16 protein-coding genes are annotated in these 19581 nt (G+C 48.0%); 6 read left to right on the forward strand and 10 right to left on the reverse strand.

Annotated features, from left to right (window positions below):
* Positions 1–154: 154 nt before the first annotated feature.
* The 4 genes from nirB to K0H61_RS16935 are packed head-to-tail and all read left to right on the forward strand — an operon-like array spanning position 155 to position 6344.
* Entirely contained in the window at positions 155–2707 is a 2553-nt protein-coding gene (gene nirB, locus K0H61_RS16920) for a nitrite reductase large subunit NirB (RefSeq protein WP_220050621.1), read from the forward strand.
* A complete protein-coding gene (nirD, locus tag K0H61_RS16925; protein WP_220050622.1) occupies positions 2704–3027 on the forward strand; it encodes a nitrite reductase small subunit NirD in 324 nt (107 codons plus the stop codon). The genes nirB and nirD overlap by 4 nt, the downstream gene beginning before the upstream one ends.
* Before the next feature lie 2 nt (positions 3028–3029).
* Positions 3030–4499 carry a NarK family nitrate/nitrite MFS transporter gene (locus K0H61_RS16930; RefSeq protein ID WP_220050623.1) on the forward strand — a complete coding sequence of 490 codons (1470 nt, stop codon included), beginning with the start codon at positions 3030–3032 and terminating at the stop codon, positions 4497–4499.
* Positions 4500–4547: 48 nt separating this feature from the next.
* A complete protein-coding gene (locus tag K0H61_RS16935) occupies positions 4548–6344 on the forward strand; it encodes a bifunctional protein-serine/threonine kinase/phosphatase (RefSeq protein WP_220050624.1) in 1797 nt (598 codons plus the stop codon).
* 309 nt (positions 6345–6653) lie between these two features.
* On the opposite strand, the gene K0H61_RS16940 is transcribed toward K0H61_RS16935, so the two are convergent.
* Genes K0H61_RS16940 through K0H61_RS16955 form a run of 4 tightly spaced genes read right to left on the reverse strand, consistent with a single transcriptional unit; the run spans position 6654 to position 10473 of the window.
* Positions 6654–7286 (reverse strand): disulfide bond formation protein B, encoded by a 633-nt coding sequence (locus tag K0H61_RS16940; RefSeq protein ID WP_220050625.1) that lies wholly within the window; start codon positions 7284–7286, stop codon positions 6654–6656.
* Positions 7287–7296: 10 nt separating this feature from the next.
* On the reverse strand, positions 7297–7908 hold the full coding sequence (locus K0H61_RS16945) for a thiol:disulfide interchange protein DsbA/DsbL (protein WP_220050626.1): 612 nt from the start codon (positions 7906–7908) through the stop codon (positions 7297–7299).
* Positions 7909–7956: 48 nt separating this feature from the next.
* Positions 7957–9717: an aryl-sulfate sulfotransferase gene (locus K0H61_RS16950; protein WP_220050627.1), complete on the reverse strand. Its 1761-nt coding sequence runs from the start codon at positions 9715–9717 to the stop codon at positions 7957–7959.
* Positions 9718–9732: 15 nt separating this feature from the next.
* The gene (locus K0H61_RS16955) at positions 9733–10473 is read right to left on the reverse strand and encodes an outer membrane protein OmpK (RefSeq protein ID WP_220050628.1); all 741 of its coding nucleotides are present in this window, start codon (positions 10471–10473) and stop codon (positions 9733–9735) included.
* 228 nt (positions 10474–10701) lie between these two features.
* Here K0H61_RS16955 and K0H61_RS16960 point away from each other — a divergent pair, with 228 nt between their 5' ends.
* On the forward strand, positions 10702–11412 hold the full coding sequence (locus K0H61_RS16960; RefSeq protein ID WP_220050629.1) for a TetR/AcrR family transcriptional regulator: 711 nt from the start codon (positions 10702–10704) through the stop codon (positions 11410–11412).
* Position 11413: 1 nt separating this feature from the next.
* Here the strand turns inward: K0H61_RS16960 and K0H61_RS16965 are convergent, their stop codons facing one another.
* Positions 11414–12157 carry a class I SAM-dependent methyltransferase gene (locus K0H61_RS16965; protein ID WP_434086624.1) on the reverse strand — a complete coding sequence of 248 codons (744 nt, stop codon included), beginning with the start codon at positions 12155–12157 and terminating at the stop codon, positions 11414–11416.
* A gap of 181 nt (positions 12158–12338) precedes the next feature.
* On the opposite strand from K0H61_RS16965, the gene K0H61_RS16970 reads away from it, so the two are divergent.
* On the forward strand, positions 12339–13184 hold the full coding sequence (locus K0H61_RS16970; RefSeq protein WP_220050630.1) for a 23S rRNA (adenine(2030)-N(6))-methyltransferase RlmJ: 846 nt from the start codon (positions 12339–12341) through the stop codon (positions 13182–13184).
* A gap of 88 nt (positions 13185–13272) precedes the next feature.
* On the opposite strand, the gene K0H61_RS16975 is transcribed toward K0H61_RS16970, so the two are convergent.
* The 5 genes from K0H61_RS16975 to K0H61_RS16995 form a co-directional block, all read right to left on the reverse strand.
* Positions 13273–13908, reverse strand: coding sequence for a lytic transglycosylase domain-containing protein (locus K0H61_RS16975; RefSeq protein ID WP_434086594.1), 636 nt, complete (start codon positions 13906–13908; stop codon positions 13273–13275).
* Between the two features lie 89 nt (positions 13909–13997).
* A complete protein-coding gene (locus K0H61_RS16980; RefSeq protein ID WP_220050632.1) occupies positions 13998–15026 on the reverse strand; it encodes a DUF3137 domain-containing protein in 1029 nt (342 codons plus the stop codon).
* A gap of 37 nt (positions 15027–15063) precedes the next feature.
* A complete protein-coding gene (locus tag K0H61_RS16985; RefSeq protein ID WP_220050633.1) occupies positions 15064–15630 on the reverse strand; it encodes a LemA family protein in 567 nt (188 codons plus the stop codon).
* 284 nt (positions 15631–15914) lie between these two features.
* On the reverse strand, positions 15915–16235 hold the full coding sequence (locus K0H61_RS16990) for a hypothetical protein (RefSeq protein WP_258405976.1): 321 nt from the start codon (positions 16233–16235) through the stop codon (positions 15915–15917).
* Positions 16236–16442: 207 nt separating this feature from the next.
* Positions 16443–19577: an efflux RND transporter permease subunit gene (locus tag K0H61_RS16995; protein WP_220050634.1), complete on the reverse strand. Its 3135-nt coding sequence runs from the start codon at positions 19575–19577 to the stop codon at positions 16443–16445.
* Positions 19578–19581: the final 4 nt, after the last annotated feature.

The following is a 19581-nucleotide window of genomic DNA, read 5'->3' on the forward strand; positions in this document are numbered from 1 at the left end:
GAACACGCCTACGGGCTCAGCATCTGGGACGGCGAATTAGTCCCAACACAATTTGGTAATTAAACATGGCAATGGCGCCACGCTCCCAGCAGAGGAGCGTGGCGCCATTTGTTTTTTCAGAATCAGGAATACAAGCGAAAGCACAGGAGATCCTATGTCAAACCTCAAACCCAAATTGGTGGTCGTCGGCAACGGCATGGTAGGCCACAACTTTGTTGAGCAACTGTGCGAGCAGGGAATTCAACGACAACTGGACGTGCTGGTCATAGGTCAAGAAAAGCGGCTTGCCTACGATCGAGTACAACTTTCATCTTATTTTAAGGGCGCAAGCCTCGATGATTTAGCCCTAAGCACCCGCGAGCAATATCAGGACTGGGGACTTGGAGTGAAACTTGGCGTCGCCGTGGTCGGCATTGATAGCCAAGCTAAACGCGTGCTATTGGCCGATGGCAGCAGCGAAGCCTACGACAAATTAGTCCTAGCCACTGGCTCCTACGGCTTTGTGCCACCGGTTCCGGGTCGTGAGCGCCCAGAATGTTTGGTCTATCGCACCACTGATGATCTATTAGCCATTGAAACTGCAGCTAAAAATGCCAAAACCGGAGTGGTGATCGGTGGCGGTTTGCTCGGCCTCGAAGCAGCCCATGCGCTTAAATTGCTAGGTTTAAAAACCCATGTGGTCGAGTTCGCCCCCCAACTGATGCCGGTACAACTCGACGCTAAGGCAGGTGAGCTCTTAAAGTCGAAAATTGCTGACCTAGGTGTGGTCATCCATACCGGCAAGGCAACCGAAGAAATTGTCGATGGCGAAACTGGCCGTCTACGCCTTAAGTTCGCCGACGGCGAACAGCTCGATACCGACATGCTAGTGTTTTCGGCGGGTATTCGTCCCTATGACAATCTGGCGGCGAGTGCAGGCCTAAGCAAAGGGGCGCGCGGTGGCTTTGCAGTAGATGATTACTGCCAAACCTCGGTAAGCGATATCTACGCTATCGGAGAGTGTGCCAGCTGGAATGATCGCATCTTCGGCCTTGTTGCCCCCGGTTATCAAATGGCGAAGGTGACACTGGGACATATCGTCCACTCCTTAGGCCTCAATAGTGATGCAAGCGGCAGCTTCAGCGGCGCTGACATGAGCACTAAGCTTAAATTAATGGGTGTGGATGTGGCCGCAATAGGTAACAGCCGTGGCAGCGACACTAGCCGCTTTGTCGAATTGATGGATGAACCTGCGGGCATCTACAAAAAACTCTGGCTTAATGACGACGGCAATGTCATCACCGGCGCCTTGTTAGTGGGTGATACCAGCGACTATGGCAACCTGCTGAATCTGTATTTATCCGGCCACAAAATTGACGGCAGCGTGGCCGCGCTACTGCTGTCTGTCGATGCGCCAACACTGCCTAAATCAGACAATGATCTTATCTGCTCCTGCCATCAAGTCAGTCGCGGCAGCATCCTTAAGGCTGTTAAAGCTGGCGCCCATAACCTAGGTGAAATCAAGCGTTGTACTAAGGCCGCCTCTGGCTGTGGCGGCTGCTCGGTCAGCGTGCAAAAGATGATTAACGAAGGTCTTGCAGCCCAAGGCGTTGAAGTGAGCAAGGCGCTCTGTAGCCACTTCGATTACAGCCGCCAAGAGCTTTATCATCTCTGCAAAGTGGAAGGCATTCAAGACTTTACCACCCTGCTCGAAAAACACGGCAAAGGCAATGTACACGGTGTGGGCTGTAATACCTGCCAGCCGGCTGCCGCCTCCATTTTTGCTTCGCTCTATAACGGCCATGTGCTGGCGGATAAACGCGACCAACTGCAGGACACCAACGATGCCTTCCTCGGCAACCTGCAAAAGGACGGCACCTATTCAGTTGTGCCCCGAATCGCAGGTGGTGAAATCACCCCAGATAAGTTAATCGCCATCGGTGAAGTGGCTAAGCGTTATGACCTCTACACCAAGATCACCGGCGGCCAACGCATCGACCTGTTCGGCGCCCAGCTTTCGGACTTACCCAATATTTGGGAAGCATTAATCGCCGCAGGTTTTGAAACAGGCCACGCCTACGGTAAGTCGCTGCGCACGGTGAAGTCCTGCGTCGGCAGCACTTGGTGCCGCTACGGGGTGCAAAACTCCGTCGGTATGGCGATTGAATTGGAGAATCGCTACAAGGGGCTGCGCTCACCCCACAAATTGAAGATGGCGGTGTCGGGTTGTACCCGCGAATGCGCCGAAGCCCAAGGCAAAGACATAGGTGTTATCGCCACCGACAAAGGTTGGAACCTCTATGTGTGCGGCAATGGCGGCATGAAACCCCGCCATGCGGATCTGTTTGCCAGCGATTTGAGCGACAGCCAATTGGTCGAGCTTATCGACAAAGTGTTGATGTTCTATGTGCGCACCGCCGACAAGCTGCAACGCACCTCAGTCTGGCTTGAGAGCCTCGAAGGCGGCTTGGACTACCTCAAGCAAGTCATTCTGCAAGATTCACTCGGTATTGGTGACGAGCTGCTGACCCAGATGCAAGCCGTGGTCGACAGCTACCAATGCGAATGGAAAACCAGCGTCGAAAATCCTGAGCTTCGTGCTCGCTTCAATGAGTTTGTTAACCCCCAAGCTGCGCCTGCCAATGGCCAGCTTATGTACCAACGCATCCGGGAACAACGCATCCCGGTGACTATCGTTCCTACAGCAACAGAGGAGGAGACCCTATGAGCTGGGAAAGAGTGTGTGATACCTCCGCATTGCCGGTGGGTAAAGGGATCGCGGCCTGGGTAGCCGGGCGAGCCGTCGCGATATTCAACCTCGGAAATCAGGGCATTTACGCCCTCGATAACCGCGACCCCGCCAGTGGCGTAAGCCTGTTGGCGCGTGGGCAAGTGTGTGAACTGGATGGCGAGTTGTATGTCTGTTCACCCCTGTACAAACAACACTATCGCCTGACAACCGGGGCGTGTCTGGAAGAGCCGCAACTGCGCGCTCAAAAAGTGGATATCCGTATCGATGAGGCCGGCGTTTGGCTGGCGGGAGCATAATCATGAGTCAGGTAGAAAAATTCAATCTGTTTTCATTCAAGGGAAAAATGAAGATCATGCACCTCAGTTGGATGGCCTTCTTCGTCTCGTTTGTGGTGTGGTTTAACGCGGCGCCCTTGATGAGTTTAATTAGCGAAAGCCTAGGCTTAACCAAGGATCAGGTGAAAACCCTGTTGATCCTCAACGTGGCACTGACCATTCCTGCTCGCGTTATCATCGGCATGGTGACCGACAAGTTCGGCCCGCGCAAAGTCTACTCGGCGCTGATGATTATCTGCTCCCTTCCCTGCTTCCTGTTTGCCTTCGCCGAAAGCTTTACCCAATTAGCGATTGCACGCTTCCTGCTGGGCTTTATTGGCGCAGGCTTTGTGATTGGTATCCGGATGATCAGTGAATGGTTCCCCGCTAAGGAGCTTGGTACCGCAGAAGGCATCTATGGCGGTTGGGGTAACTTCGGCTCTGCGGCCGCCGCCTTCACCCTGCCAGTACTGGCCTTAGCCATTGGTGAGCCCTACGGCTGGCGCGTAGCCATCGCCCTCACTGGGGTGATGAGCATAGTGATTGGGGTGATTTACTACTGGGGCGCAAGCGATACCCCCAAAGGTTCAACCTACTTTAAACCGAAAAAATCCGGCGCCATGGAAGTGACCAGCACAGGAGACTTTTGGCTGCTGCTAGTGATGAAAGTGCCCATGTACGCCACCCTAGGTTTACTCTGCTGGAAGCTATCCCCTGCGGGCGTCAACATGCTCTCAAGCACTATGGTCTGGTCGATTGCAGCCCTGTTGGTGTTGCTCCTGCTGCTGGATTTTTACAAAACCTGGCAGGTTAACAGCCATGTATTCACGCAAGAGGTGCCTGAGTTTGAGCGTTATCAGTTTAAGCAAGTTGCCGTGCTGAATGTGCTTTATTTCTCGACCTTTGGATCCGAGCTTGCTGTGGTTTCTATGTTGCCGATGTTCTTTGCCGAAACCTTTAGCCTTGGCTTAGCTCAGGCGGGCATGGTGGCATCGTCCTATGCCTTTATGAATTTAATGTCGCGTCCAGGCGGTGGCTGGATTTCCGATCGCTGTGGCCGTAAATCCACCTTGATCATCCTCACCATTGGCCTCGCCTTGGGTTACTTCACCGTCGCACAAATCGATGCCAGCTGGAGCTTGCCACTCGCCGTCGTCGCTGTGATGGCCTGCTCCTTCTTTGTGCAGGCGGGTGAAGGTGCTGTATTTGCTGCTGTGCCGTTAATTAAACGCCGCCTGACAGGTCAAATCGCAGGCATGACAGGAGCTTACGGTAACGTGGGTGCAGTATTCTTTTTAACTGTGTACTCGCTCGTATCAGTGCAGGCCTTCTTCTACACCATAGCGGCGTCGGCACTGTTTGGCGTGGGCTGCTTGATGTTTATGCGCGAGCCTAAGGGCCATATGGCCGAAGTTGATGAGCATGGCCAAGTCACGCTGATTAGCGTGGGTTAAGCGAATCATCACAGCTATAGTGGAACGTCTATCTATTGAGAAAATGCAATGAACCAAGCCACCGCTCAGCAAGCCAATGTGAAACCTCAATCCGATGAAGCCTTGCCCGTCGCTCGGGGGCTGCAACTGCTCGTCGGCCAATGCACCGAAGCGGGGCTAAAACCCCGCAATGAGGATGCCATTGGAGTGCGCTTACCGCAGGATGAACTGCTACAAAGCAAAGGGGTGGCCGCGGTGATTTGCGATGGCGTGAGTGCCGCCGAAGAAGGACAACAGGCGGCGCGGGTGGCGGTGAGCAGTTTTCTCTGTGACTACTACTCTACGCCCCAAAGCTGGTCGGTCGAAACCGCCAGCCTTAAGGTGCTATCGGCGATAAATCAATGGTTGTTGGGGCTGGGTCGCGATTACCGCGATGCCAGCCGCGGCTTTGTCTGTACCTTTAGTGCGGTGATTTTTAAATCCTGCAGTCTGCATTTACTGCATGTGGGTGATGCACGCGTTTACCTGTGGCGCAAAGGTGAGTTATCGCGGCTTACCCGCGACCATGCCTGCGGCAAGGGCGGTACGGGCAAAGGCGTATTCCTCACCCGCGCGCTGGGGCTGGAACCTAAACTCGACATCGATTACAGCAGTCTGTCACTCGAAGTCGGTGACGGCGTGCTGCTGATGACAGATGGGATTTATGCCAATGTGCCCGATACGGTAATTGCAGAACATCTGCGTAATCACCCCGTTCACGACGATGATGATAGCGATAACCTATGCCGCGCACTGGTGCTGCTGGCGCTCGCAGCGGGCAGTGACGATAACCTTAGCTGCCAGTATTTGCAGGTAAAAAGCCTGCCTTCGATGGATAAGGCCGATCTCTATCTAAGTCTTGCCAGTAAACCCTTTCCCCCACCGCTCGCCGTTGGTCAGCAGCTCGATGGCTATAGGGTTAAACAAATCCTCCACGAAAGTGAACGCAGCCAGGTGTATTTAGTGCAGGATGTCGAGGGCAAACTGGCGTGCATGAAAACCCCCTCGGTCAACTACCTAGACGATGCTGCCTACATCGAACGCTTTATGCAGGAAAGCTGGATTGGCAAACGGATTCGCCACCCCAATGTGGTCGCGCTGATTGATAAACCCGAGCCTAAATCGGCGCTCTATTACTTAACCGAATACCTCAGTGGCAAACCGCTGGATGAATGGCTAGGGGGTAAACCCTGCGATATCGACACCGTCTTATTGTTGGTATCGCAAATGGAGGCGGGACTTCGCGCTATGCACCGCCGCGAAATGATCCACCGCGACCTTAAGCCCGGCAATATTATGGTGACGGCGGATAAACATATTAAGCTGCTCGACTTTGGCTCCTGCTACGTTAAAGGCTTGGCCGAAATTGCCTCACCACTGGAACGGGATCATATCCTAGGTACCGCCGATTATTCGGCGCCCGAACTGCTGCTCGGCAAAACCGGAAATGTGCAGAGTGACCTATTTTCCCTCGCCGTCATAACCTTTGAAATGCTGACGGGCAAATTGCCCTTCTATGGCAAACTCGGCAACTGTCGCAATGCTAAGGACTTTGCCTCTCTTAAATATCAATCCGCCATCGAGCTCGCGCCGCAGCTCTCCTCCTGGGTCGACAATGCCCTGCGCCGCGCGCTGAGCATAGACCCACAGGCGCGGCAAACCGATACCCATGAGTTCTTCCATGAACTCTCCACCCCTGCGCGCAGTGCCAGCACGGGGCAATTTGTTCCCTTTATTCAGCGTGAACCGCTGCGTTTTTTTAAACTGCTCTGCGGGCTGCAAAGCCTTGTGATCTTAGCGTTATTGCTGCTGTGGCTAGGGAGTTAAGTGGCCGCTTTACTAAGCCGAAATACAATAGAGCATCAAAGAAGGGAACCTTGTATCAAAGGGATGAACAGGCAAGCGCCGATACCAGTAGCTGCATAGCCGCCGTTATCAGTCCGTCGCCACCAAGGCTATGGTCGCAGCAGGCATGTTGCACCATGCTCACTAATGCTAATATTCGTAATATTAAGCATCGCCCTAGACGTTAAACAATAAATCTTTTTCTAAAACAAAAGCGCTAACCGAGGTTAGCGCTTTTTCTAGCATCACGTAATGACTACTTACTCAGCAACAGAGAATTAAGTAACTCACTTAAATTCGACTGTTCGAGGGCTTTTTACCCAGTAACACTGAAACCCAACCAACAATGGCAGCCGTCAGACCAATAGCAAATACGGCGTAAGCCATAATGCAGTAGTGCGCCATATTCATACCAAATAGTGACCAGTCATCCTCTCCACATCCACCAGTTGGTGCGAATTCGAAGGGCAACCACTGATCTAATGGCAGTCCTAGTGGGAAGCGGGGTTCTGTAGAACAGGCTGAGCCCGCAGCCGAACCGGCTTCTGCAAAGAAGTCCATTGACTCATCAACCACTAAGTGTGCCGCCTCGTGGATATGCATCAGCTTGATTGACCAATCCATACCTTGAGCGACCGCATACACGGCTAGCACAACACCAATCGCTTTGAGAATATGGTTTTTAGGGTTGATTAAGATAATCGCGCCAGCAATTACAATACAACATTGGCTGAATCTGATATAAACGCATAATTCACAGGGGGCCATGCCGAGGAATATCTGGAAATACCCCATTGCCGAACCGAGCAAGAATACTGCGGCGAAGAGCATCACAGCCCACAGCACTCGACCTTCCTGCCAACGAGCTAACGTTGGCACTGGAGCTTGGGTGAAATCCTTAATGAGTGAATTAAATATCGTCATTAATTCCCCCTTATTTCGCCGCTAACTCAGCAACTAATTCATCAAGCATTGGCATACTGCGAATAGATTTTGTATTGATGAGATACTTACCATTCACCACAATTGCAGGAATACCTTGGATCTTAGCGACAGCTAAACCTTGATCCCATTTTTCAATTGTCTTTTTAATCTCATCGCTATTTTTTGCTGCTTCAAAACCTGCTTTGTCTAAACCTGCAGCTTTTAAACCAAAATCAATCGCTTCTTCACCTGATGCAAAATGAATTTTGTCATCATGGTAGTGCTTATAAAAAGCCATTTTGGCTGCTTGATATGCCTCTTCTGATTGGGTTTTTGCATAGGCCAACACTAGAGCTTTCTCTTTACCCAACGGTGGTTTAGTGGTGATATGGTAGGCATCAAAAGTGACACCTTCTGGCAAGTTTTTCACCATGCCAGGAGTCACTGACTTATCGTACTTGTAGCAAAATGGACAGTTAACAGAGAATACCTTCACGACTTGATTTGGGGCGTTAAAACTCGCATCACCCAATAATTGATAATGCTCTCCCTCTTTAAATTGAGCCGCAGAAACAGAACAAGAGATTAAGAGTGCGCCTAAGGCTAATAAACTTTTTTTCATAATATGTACTCCTTTGGCGGTGACAAATAAGCCACCGCCTTAAACAAATTAACGATTGAACATTTTGGCTGGGTGAACAACAGTTGAACGGTAACCTGGCTCATGCTTGGTCAGGGTTTTAACCTTAATTTCAACCTTGATATCATTGGTCTTAGGATCCACTTCAGTAATCCAGTGCTCTGGCGCCTTATCACTTTCTAATAAGCCAGCTGAAGCAGAAGCAATAAACATCGTCTTATGATCTGGTTGCCATTCAACAATTGAAGTGATTGGGCTATACCATTCGTAGCCGCGCTCTTTGCCATATTCCCAAGTTTGTTGAACAGTCATCTTTTTCATATCGACTTTGTATTCGACACCACGTGAATACTTCATTGATGGCATAGCGGGTTGCTCGAGGCCACGGCCATCACCATTGTCAAATACGGTAACGGTACCGCGATCGACTACAGGCCAAGCTGTATGTTGCGTCCAAGACCAATCAAAGTCGCCTTCACAACCTTTGCCGTCGCATTTAAGAGCCTTACCTTTTGCATTAACAGGTGTGAGAACTTTACTTGCTAGCTTTTCATTCCAGCCTTCGGGTGTGCCTAGAATCCATTTAACTTGATCGTCTCGACCAATTTTAATTACCGCCGATTGATGACGAGAACTAATAATGATTGAGTCATCTTCAGGGTCATAACCAATAGAGTTGACATGCAACCAGTTACGACCTGTTCCGACACCCGCAACATCGCCATATGGCTCATTCGCCAATTGCTCAGATGTCATCGTTTGGCCATTTTTAGACATGTCAACGTTTAGACATACAGCACCCATATCTAACGATTTCAGGACAGTGTCACGCATTGGATCTAAGATTTTGTTAAAGTCCCAGACTTTGACTACATCGCCGTTATGATCAACTTCAATCACATGGTCACGCACCGTATCCACCTTCAGTCCATCCGGTGTTACGTAATCGCGTTTACCGACTCGTAATAAAAGATGGCCATTTGGCATTTCTGTCACTTCATGCGAAAAACCGTTGTAACCACGGGGCAACTCACGTTTAAAAATTGGTTTGCCAATGAAATCAAATTTTGCGTAGTAGGGCGTTAAGAAACCTTCATGCATTTCAAACATGAGACCTTGGCCAAAAATTAATTTACCATCGCGGGTTTGTTTGAATCCCATTGAACCACCTGGGCGGTCATAAATGACTTCACTATTCATATGCCAACGAACATCACCGTTGGTATCAATAATGTTTTGAGTTGGGATCCAATCCCAGTGGTCACGGATATTAGGAGGGATAACTTGACCATCGACCAAATAAAAACGATCTTCAAAACCTTTAGCGACCTTTAATGGCTCATATTCATATTGAGAACGATCTGCACCATCAATATGTAAGTGTGGTAACGCACTGGTGCGAATTTTGTATTCTTCTACAACTTTTTTACCCGCTAGATTGTAGCTAACTTCAATACGGTTTAGATAATCAGGGTACATGCCAAACACTGGAATACCATTATGGGTATTTAATTGTGTTTGACCTACATCATACTTAATATCAATCCCTTTATTACCTTTACCTTTAACAGTAACTTTAACGTCACTTATTGTTTGGCCACCAAGATCGATCACAGCAACTAATGGGCTAAATTTATATGGATCTACAAAAGTAAAACCTAATTGCCCTTGTTTTACTGCAGTTGAACTTGTACCCGGTAGATCCCCACCGGCAAAAACATGTGTAGATACACCGGTTAACGTAAGACTAGATGCAGCAAGCATCACATAACATAATTTTTTCATTTTCATGCCAGTCACCATTAATTAAAGTTTGTATTGAAATGAATAGAAAATTGCATCGTGGTAACCTTGTTTCCCAAGGTTGTTTTCTGAGTATCTGTAACTTAAGTTAATACTTGTACTTTCACTTAATGCCCAATTGATATTAAATTGACCATTAAAACCAAAGTCTTTTTCATCACCACTTAAAATTAAATAATCATCATTTCGTGCAAAATAATGCTCTTGCCACCAAGTTAATGTTAAGTTTTGATCAAAAACACTTACATCCCTGCTTGCCATTAAATAAACGTATCCACCATTAAATCCACCATCAAAATCTTTATCAAAAATTTGATATGTGGCATCAACAATATGGCCTGCTAAAGCAACTTGAAAATAAGTATTAGCAATATTTTTATCCCAACTAATACCTAGAAGAGTATTTGTTTCCCCCCATTTTGGTTTACTTTTATCAAAAACTTGCCCATATAAATTCCAATCACTATCACCAATATTAATCTGTCCAACAAGATTAATTTCGGTTCCGTACATAGAACTATTATCAGGATCTTCAAGTGTTACGTGACCATATAAGTCACCATACTCATTTGCTGTAAACCCTTTCAATTTTAAAAATGGATTATTATCTTTTGCCTCACCAAAATAATCTGAGGCTTTCGATTGCCAATCCATTACACCCGCTTCAACCGCTAACATTGCTGATTGCGCAGGAACAGATATAAAGACAGGGAAAAGCAAAGAACAAAATAAAATCTTTTTCATATTTAACTCCCTCTTCAACATGAACAATTATTCATGACAGGGAGATGACTTTATTGATGAGGGTCACACAAACATTTACCCTAAATATTTTTATTGAACAGTTAGCACTCGGCATCCTTAAAATAAAATTTTATTTTACTGTGCGTATGCTCACAGTTTATAGCTCATCAAGAGAAATGAAGGACAGAAAAGTATATGGTGTAATATTTAAATAAAGGCTGTATGGGTATGGACAAAGTAGAACATAACGATATTAGAGAAGCTATTTTGAACAAAGCTGAATCCATAATAGCGGAAAATGGGGTCACCTCTTTAAAAATATCAGATTTCACAATAGGATTGGGAATATCAACAACTCTTTTTTATAGTATTTTCAAAACGAAAGAGGATATTTTAGTTGCCCTGACGACGAGAGCATTTGATCAAGCTCTCACATTGAAATGGTGGAAAAACTTAACGAGCCACAGTGGGCTTGAAAAATTTATTGCCTATATTCTTGAGGAATTCAAATTTACTGAGACGAATTCACTTTATAGTGCAATATCAACCATATCCTGCAATAAGCTAGTGTTTCAAAATGCAAGTTCTATATACCTGAAAAAACTTAATCATTTAGCAAGAGAATACTGGGAAACCCCGATTCAACTTCTAATGCAAGCAAGGGAACAGCAAGAAATCCAAGCAACAGATGAACAAATTCACCAACTTTGCCATCTCATATGTACATACTTAAGGGGCAGAGAAATGATTGATAATACTTATACTGGAAAAGAGTATTTCGAAGAGTTACGTTTTGATAATGCTCGATTTATAACGCAATTACTAAAAGATCTGTGTCCAGGGCGCCATCTAAACTCCAACACTTTACGTAATGCCCAAGAGTTACGAAGAAAACTAGCCGCATACAGATCGCACAGCGAACAAATAAATACAAATTAGCCTATTTCATTGCCGATTTTACATAGACATCGAAGCGGTTTTTCTTGGTTTCGATAACCATGCTGGGCTTCACACCCGCGAGATCTTCGGCGTAATCGGGGCGTTTTACCACCACACGCTTACTGGCAAGTAGCATCGCTGGAGCGAGCAAGCCGTCGGCATCGAGATCGGCGCCCACTAAGGTTTGAAATACACGCATCTCTTTTTTCACTAAAGCCGACTTATCGCGGTGGGGATACATAGGGTCTAAGTAAACTACATCGACGTCCTGCTCAAGCTTGGCTAAGGCCTCAAGGCTTGAGCCGTGGAATAGCTTCATCCGCTCGCGCATCCAATCGCCAATTTCAGCGTCCTGATAGGCGCGCCGCAGGCCATCTTCAAGTAGTGCCGCCACCACAGGGTGCCGCTCCACCATAGTGACAGTGCAGCCCAAACTTGCCAGCACAAAGGCATCGCGGCCAAGGCCCGCGGTGCCATCGACCACGCTCGGATTGACTCCCTGCTTTAACCCCACGGCCTTTGCAATATGCTGCCCACGACCACCACCAAACTTGCGTCTATGGGCCACAGCGCCGGTAACAAAATCGACCAGAATGCCGTCGAGCTTGGGCTCATCGCGCTTATGCAGGGTCAACGTGTCTGATTCAAAACGTAATTCAAATGCGGCTTGGCTATCAAAGATTAATTGCCAGCGCTCGCAAATTTCCACGAGTGTTGGAGATTGTTGATTGAAAAAGACTGGAATAGACAAAGGGATCACTGCTTAACAGGTGGAAATTACGCTCATTATGCCAAAAGCCACCTTGGCTGAATACCGTCTTAAACGAGGCACTGGCTGCAGCAATTTACCCCAAGGGGGATTGCCCCTATAATTGCCCCATCGAATGCGGGTATTTCACCCGCTCAAGCTCACCTTGGAAGACCCCATGTTAAGTTACCGCCATGGTTACCACGCAGGCAATTATGCCGACGTGTTAAAACACGCTATTTTGCTGCAAACCCTGCAATTAATGCACAAGAAGGACAAGCCACTCGTCTATATCGACACCCACGCGGGTGCGGGTGGCTACGCATTAACCGATGAATTTGCACAAAAAACCGGTGAGTACTTAGAGGGTGTCGCTAAGCTGTGGGACAAAACCGACCTGCCTAAATCCCTGCAGGATTATGTGGATGCGGTGCGCCACTTCAATGAAGACAATCCAGAAGAATTGCACTTCTACCCAGGCTCCCCCGCCATTATCGATATGGAATTAGGACTAAAGGATCGTATGCTGCTGCACGAACTGCACGGTACAGATCATCTGCTGCTGGACGAATATTTCGAGCAGGACAAACAGGTCAAAGTCATCAAGGGTGATGGCTTAAAGGGACTGATTGCCGCCGTGCCGCCATTAGAGCGCCGTGCACTGGTATTAATCGACCCAAGTTATGAGATTAAAACCGACTACCAAACCGTAGCTGAAACCATTATCAAGGCCCATAAACGCTTCGCCACCGGTGTATATATGCTTTGGTATCCGGTTGTTAACCGCGCCCAGACAGAGGATATGCTGTTACGCCTAGCAAATAGCGGCATTAAGCGTCAGCTACGTATCGAGCAGGCAATTAAGCCAGACTCCAATGAATTTGGTATGACTGCAGCGGGATTATGGGTCATCAACCCGCCTTGGCAATTAGATGAAATCGCCACCGAGATGATGAATTACCTTGGTAAAACCCTAGGCGAAGCCGGCGGTAATGTCACGGTTAAATGGGAAGTGGGCGAATAGGCTCTTCGGCTCAACCCAATCGATTGAAAAGCAGCAACCTATGGTTAGCTGCTTTTTTGTTTTAGGGCTTTTGCACCTGCTCCAAGAGCTAGACCTTAGCACTGCGGTAGCGCTTTAGCAGAATTTGCACCCGCTCTACATAGGCTTTTGTTTCAGGATAGGGCGGAATGCCTTTGTATTGGGTGACCGTTGTCGGACCCGCATTATAGGCGGCGCAGGCCAAGGCGATATTGCCATTAAACTGCTTGAGCATTTGCGCCAAATACTTACTGCCACCAAGGATATTTTCTTCGGGAATAAAAGCGTTAGAAACCCCCATCTCCTTAGCGGTTTCGGGCATCAATTGCATCAACCCCATGGCGCCTGTGCGCGATACGGCTCTGGCATTGAAGGCCGATTCGGCGTGGATCACGGCGCGGATAAGCGCAGGATCGAGCTTGTGTTTATGGGCGGCGCGGCTGATCACAGATTCGTAGTTACGGGTAAAGAGGCGAATACCATTCCAGTCAATTTTAGAATCGGGGCGGCAGGCAAAGCATTCGTAGAGCAGGATTTGATAATCGTGGGTACTAGGTGCCTTATCGGTAAATACGGTCACACCGTTGGCTTGGTATTGATAAACTTTATATTTTTCCTGTCCTTCACTGCTGACAATGCCGGTTTCGGAATAACGGGCCACGATCTTAGGCTTGGTCTTGACCTCTTCGGCAACGGCTAGAGTCATACTCCCCCAGAGCAGCACAACTAGGCCAAATACGAGCCAAAGCATTGTGCGATTTAACTGAGGTATCGTCCCTAACATTGCCCCTATCATTACAATCCCGTGTATTCGTTTAGTTTAAGTACTTCAATAATAGCAAAGAGTTGCTTCATCTCACGATTGAGCTGGCTGAATTCGGAAGCAAAACTCGCCCCATTAAAAATCGACTGCGCCTGAAAACGACTGCGACGATTAGGTAAAAAGATAATTAAGCGATTACGAAAAAAGGCACATTGAATATTACCCTCAAAATATTTCGCAAGCTGCTGCAGGCGATCCATAAAGGCGGTATTAAGCAAGTAGCGCGACTCGATTTGATCCGTTGAAAAGACATCAAACTCCTTTTCAAACAGGGGATCTTCAAGCTTTACCCTTTCAAGCCCTGCGTGGGAGTCCGAAAAAAAGTTTGCCAGCCCACCCCTGTCTTTTAGTACAACCGTATGGCCGTTAAAGGTTTTATGGCTACTTAGCTCCACCACAGTGCCGCGAAAGCGGGTTTCGGTGCGCTTCACTGTCCTTCGCTTATTGCCCTGCCATTCCTCAGAGGTCACATCCTTGGTAAGGGTGATTTCATTTACAATCAGCTCGACCCCTTTGTATTTACCTTGTATGTAATCGCCAAATTTGGCTTTGTCGTAACTGGGCAGCACTTTTGCCGCAACCAGTCGATTCATATCAAGACGCATCTCGCGGTTATAGATAAAATCCTCACCAAAGTACTTAAACATGATGGGATAAATCTCGCGCTGCACTGCATGTTTAAATTGCTTAACAGGGGAATAACTCCAAACGCCCAGACCGATAAACGCCACAATTGGCAGTATAAACAGCGGTAGATCGCGCCCGTGGGCAAGCACGGCCAACAACGTGAGACCCAGCACAATCGTCAGACATAAATACAAACGCTTACGGGCTGCCTTTAGGCTGGCAACACGCTGAGATTCAAAGCGGTTGGCTAAGGGTGCGAGTTCAGTATCGTAAAATCCCTGAAATGCCGCTCGCTCCGATGACTCTACCGACAGCTTTGCCCCTTCGCGGATGGCGCGAATTGGACTACCTAAGATAAAAGTCAGGAAATTCATCGTGTTTATCGCCAACCATTCTTAACTAAATGGGCGATTATAAGTATTCGCCAGCATCGACAGGTGCCTTTGAGGCTTCACTGACTTCGTAGAAAGGCATTACCTTGATTTTGGCTATCGATGCGATGATGGAACCAGGGAAGATTTCAACGGCAGTATTTAACTCGGACACCGCTGAATTATAAAAACGACGGGCGGCACTGATGTGGGCTTCAACCTCGTTATAGGTCTGCATCGCCTCCAGCATAGTGTTGTCAGACTTGAGCTCGGGATAATTCTCAACGCTGAGCATAAGAGTCGCCATCTTCTCATTGAGTTGCTCTGCTTGAGCAATATGGTCCTTCACCGCACTGGGGTCTATTTTGTTATAGCTACGGGTGAGTTGGCTTCGAAGTTCAGTGATTTCAGTAAGCAGGGACTTTTCGTGCTCCATAAATCGTTTGGCGATTTTAAGGATATTAGGCACAAGATCGGCGCGTTTCGCCAACTGAACATCAATACCCGCTAGAGCTTCGAGGGCGGTATTACGCTTTTTAACCAAGCTGACGTACCAAAGGTAGGCAACGATAAAAATCAGCGTGAGGCCGAGTAACAGTTTGTCCATCTTCCATCCTTAGGGTGAATTCTTATTCTAGTTTGCTACAGCTAATCACAAATGCACAAAAATTTCACCTAAAGTGCACCCTAACGCAATGAATATATGGCTAAGCCTTCGCTGGTCAGAGCATTTTAGTACTGCGCTGTCAGCCGAGTCACTGCAACGCTGGTGCATATTTTTTATTCAGCAATTGTACAGTAATGCTGCACTATATTGGATGAGTAAACCTTTGGAGCAACCATTGCTCGTGAATACTGGACTCTCCGAGGGTCCAATTTTTTTGTCCAAAATTAGTTGTACAACCATTCCATCAACACACTGCAAATCAGCAGAAATACCCCAAAATTAAAAATGAAGGCTAACCATTTTGCCCTTGTTGTATTGGCGTTTAATGTTTTGATGGTCTGTTCCAATGAGCTAAAAAACGCCTTAGCCTCTAACCCTAATCCCAAGCTAAGAATCGCCAGAGCAATACAGCGGGTCAGTTCTGGCGGTACTAATGCCAACCAGTAGAAATGATAAATCCCATAACCCAAAAGCAATAGCGTTCCACAATAGCAGATCATTTCTGCTAGCAACCTTTTAGTCTTAAGGTCTAATTTTAACTGCACGACCCACTCCTAAGTTGTTGGAAAAAGCAAATAAATCTTGCTGTAGGGCGCGCAGTTTAGCGCTTAATTATTAAAACTGCATCTAGGGCTAATAATAGAAGCCAATTGCCTTATCTGCCCTTCAGGCCAAGGCAACTTTACCGTGCCAACGTCAAACCACAGATAATAAAAAAGCCCTGCAATGCAGGGCTTTTTAGCACGAATCAATTATTCGGCTGAGGTAGGTTTTTGCACTTCACCGGATTTCTCGCGCTTACTGAAAATACGCTCAACAATCACGAAGAACAGCGGCACAAAGAAGATACCGAGGAAGGTCGAGCTCATCATACCGCCCAGAACCCCAGTACCGATGGCGTTTTGGCTACCAGAGCCAACACCGGTGCTGATCGCCAACGGCACAACACCTAGACCGAAGGCGAGTGAGGTCATCAGAATTGGACGCAAACGCACACGGACTGCATGCAGTGTCGCTTCAACCAAGCCTGAACCTTTCTCGTAGTATTCCTTGGCGAATTCCACAATCAAGATGGCGTTCTTAGTCGCCAAGCCTACCGTGGTGAGCAGACCAACTTGGAAGAACACGTCATTTGACAGATCGCGCGCACCCATAGCAAGCAAGGCACCGATAATACCCAGCGGTACGACTAGGATAACCGCGAAGGGAACAGACCAACTTTCGTACAATGCCGCCAACACGAGGAATACTACCAGAATCGATAGCGCATAGAGTGCGGGTGCTTGGTTACCCGACAGACGCTCTTCGTACGACAGACCGTTCCATTCGATACCAAAACCAGGCGGTAATTGCTCCACCATCTCCTGCAGGGTATCCATCGCCGCACCGGTACTAAAACCTGGCGCAGTCGCACCTTGGATGTTCATCGCCGAAAGACCATTAAAACGCTCTAAACGCGGTGAACCATATTCCCAAGCACCGGTTGCAAAGGCGGAGAACGGCACCATGTCGCCATTGTTGTTACGAACATACCAAGTGTCTAAGTCTTCAGGCTGCATACGGTACTGGGCATCACCCTGCACGTACACTTTCTTCACCCGGCCTCGGTCGATAAAGTCGTTCACGTAGGACCCACCCCACGCCGTAGCCAACACACTGTTCACGTTCGCGATTTCAATGCCAAGGGCACTTAGTTTTGCGTGATCGATATGCAGTTGGTACATAGGCGCATCTTCTTGGCCGTTAGGGCGCACGCCCACTAAGCTTGGATTTTGCGCTGCCATTCCCAACAGTTGGTTACGTGCTTCTAACAGTTTGGCATGACCTTGACCGTTTTTATCCTGCAGGTACATGTCAAAACCGTTAGCAGTGCCTAACTCGATTACCGCAGGTGGTACGAAGGCAAATACGAAAGCTTCTTTCAGTTGGCTAAAGGCACCCATTGCACGGCCCGCGATGGATTGCACATCCATACCCGGCGCTTCACGTAATGACCAATCCTTAAGACCCACGAAGGCAATACCCATGTTCTGGCCTTGACCGGCAAAACTGAAACCCGCCACGCTAAATACCGAGTTAACCCCTTCTTCAGCCAAGAAATGATCAGAGACCTTATCTAATACCTTCATGGTACTTTCTTGGGTAGAGTTAGTCGGCAAAATAGCTTGGGTAAATAAAATACCTTGGTCTTCGTCGGGTAAGAATGCCGTCGGCATACGCATGAACAAGAAGCCTACGGCCACCACCAGCGCAACATAAATCATCATCACCCTAAAGCTACGTTTGATGATGCTAGCAACAGAGGATTCATAACGCTGAGTCAAACGGTCAAAATTACGGTTAAACCATCCGAAAAAGCCTGTCTCAATATGGCCATGACCTTTTTTCAGCGGCTTTAGCATAGTCGCACACAGGGCGGGCGTTAGGATCAACGCAACCAATACTGACAGCGCCATAGCCGATACGATGGTGACCGAGAACTGACGATAGATAACCCCAGTAGACCCCGACATAAATGCCATAGGGACGAATACAGCAGACAGGGTCAAACCGATACCCACCAGCGCGCCAGTGATTTGATCCATTGATTTACGGGTTGCTTCGAGTGGACTTAACCCCTCCTCAGCCATTACCCGCTCAACGTTCTCAACCACCACGATCGCGTCGTCCACCAATAGACCGATGGCAAGCACCATAGCAAACATAGTAAGAGTGTTAATCGAGAACCCAATCGCTGACAGAATCGCAAATGTACCGAGTAACACTACAGGCACAGCGATAGTTGGAATCAATGTCGCACGGAAGTTCTGCAAGAAGAGATACATGATAAGGAATACCAGTACGATCGCTTCAATCAGCGTATGCACTACACCCTCAATCGATTTTTCGACAAATGGTGTGGTGTCGTATGGGTAAACGACATCGAGACCCTGCGGGAAGTAAGGTCGTAACTCTTCAATTTTGGCACGCACTAATTCAGCGGTTTCCAGCGCATTGGCACCTGTCGCTAACTTAATGGCAATACCCGAAGCAGCTTTACCATTGTAGAAAGATTCAATGGCATAGCTTTCGGAGCCCAGTTCGACACGAGCCACATCGCTCAGTAGCACCTTGGCACCCGACGTATCAGATTTAAGGATAATCTTACGGAATTCTTCCGGTGTTTGCAGACGGCTCTGCGCCGAAACTGTCGCGTTGAGTTCCTGACCTTGGATGGAAGGCGTACCACCTAACTGACCGGCAGAGACCTGCGCGTTTTGCGCTTTAATCGCAGTAACGACATCAATGCTGGTTAAGTTGTATTGGGTCAGCTTTAACGGATCTAACCATATACGCATCGCATATTGAGCACCGAATACTTGGATCTCACCCACACCCGGCACACGGCTCATGGGGTCTTGAACGTTAGCGCCTACATAATCAGCGATATCGCCCTTATCTAAGCTGCCGTCGGTCGAGACGAAACCGATGACCATCAAGAAGCCCGAACTCGATTTGTTAACGTTAACCCCTTGAGATTGAACCTCTTGCGGCAATAACGTCATTGCACCCTGTAACTTGTTTTGTACCTGAACCTGGGCGATATCCGGATCGGCTTCGGCGTTAAAGGTCAGCGTAATAGACGCGTTACCAAAGCTGTCAGAGGTTGAAGAGATATAACGCAGGTGGTCAATCCCCTTCATGCGCTGTTCAATGACCTGGGTAACCGAGTCTTCAACGATCTTAGCCGATGCTCCCGGATAGTTAGCACTGATCACCACGGTTGGCGGCGCAATCATCGGGTATTGTGATACTGGCAGGGTGCGAATAGAAAGCACCCCCGCCAACATAATAATTAAGGCGATCACCCACGCAAAGATGGGGCGATCAATAAAAAAACGTGCCATAGCT

It is taken from the genome of Shewanella acanthi (genome assembly GCF_019457475.1).
GTDB classification, from domain to species: Bacteria; Pseudomonadota; Gammaproteobacteria; order Enterobacterales; family Shewanellaceae; genus Shewanella; species Shewanella acanthi.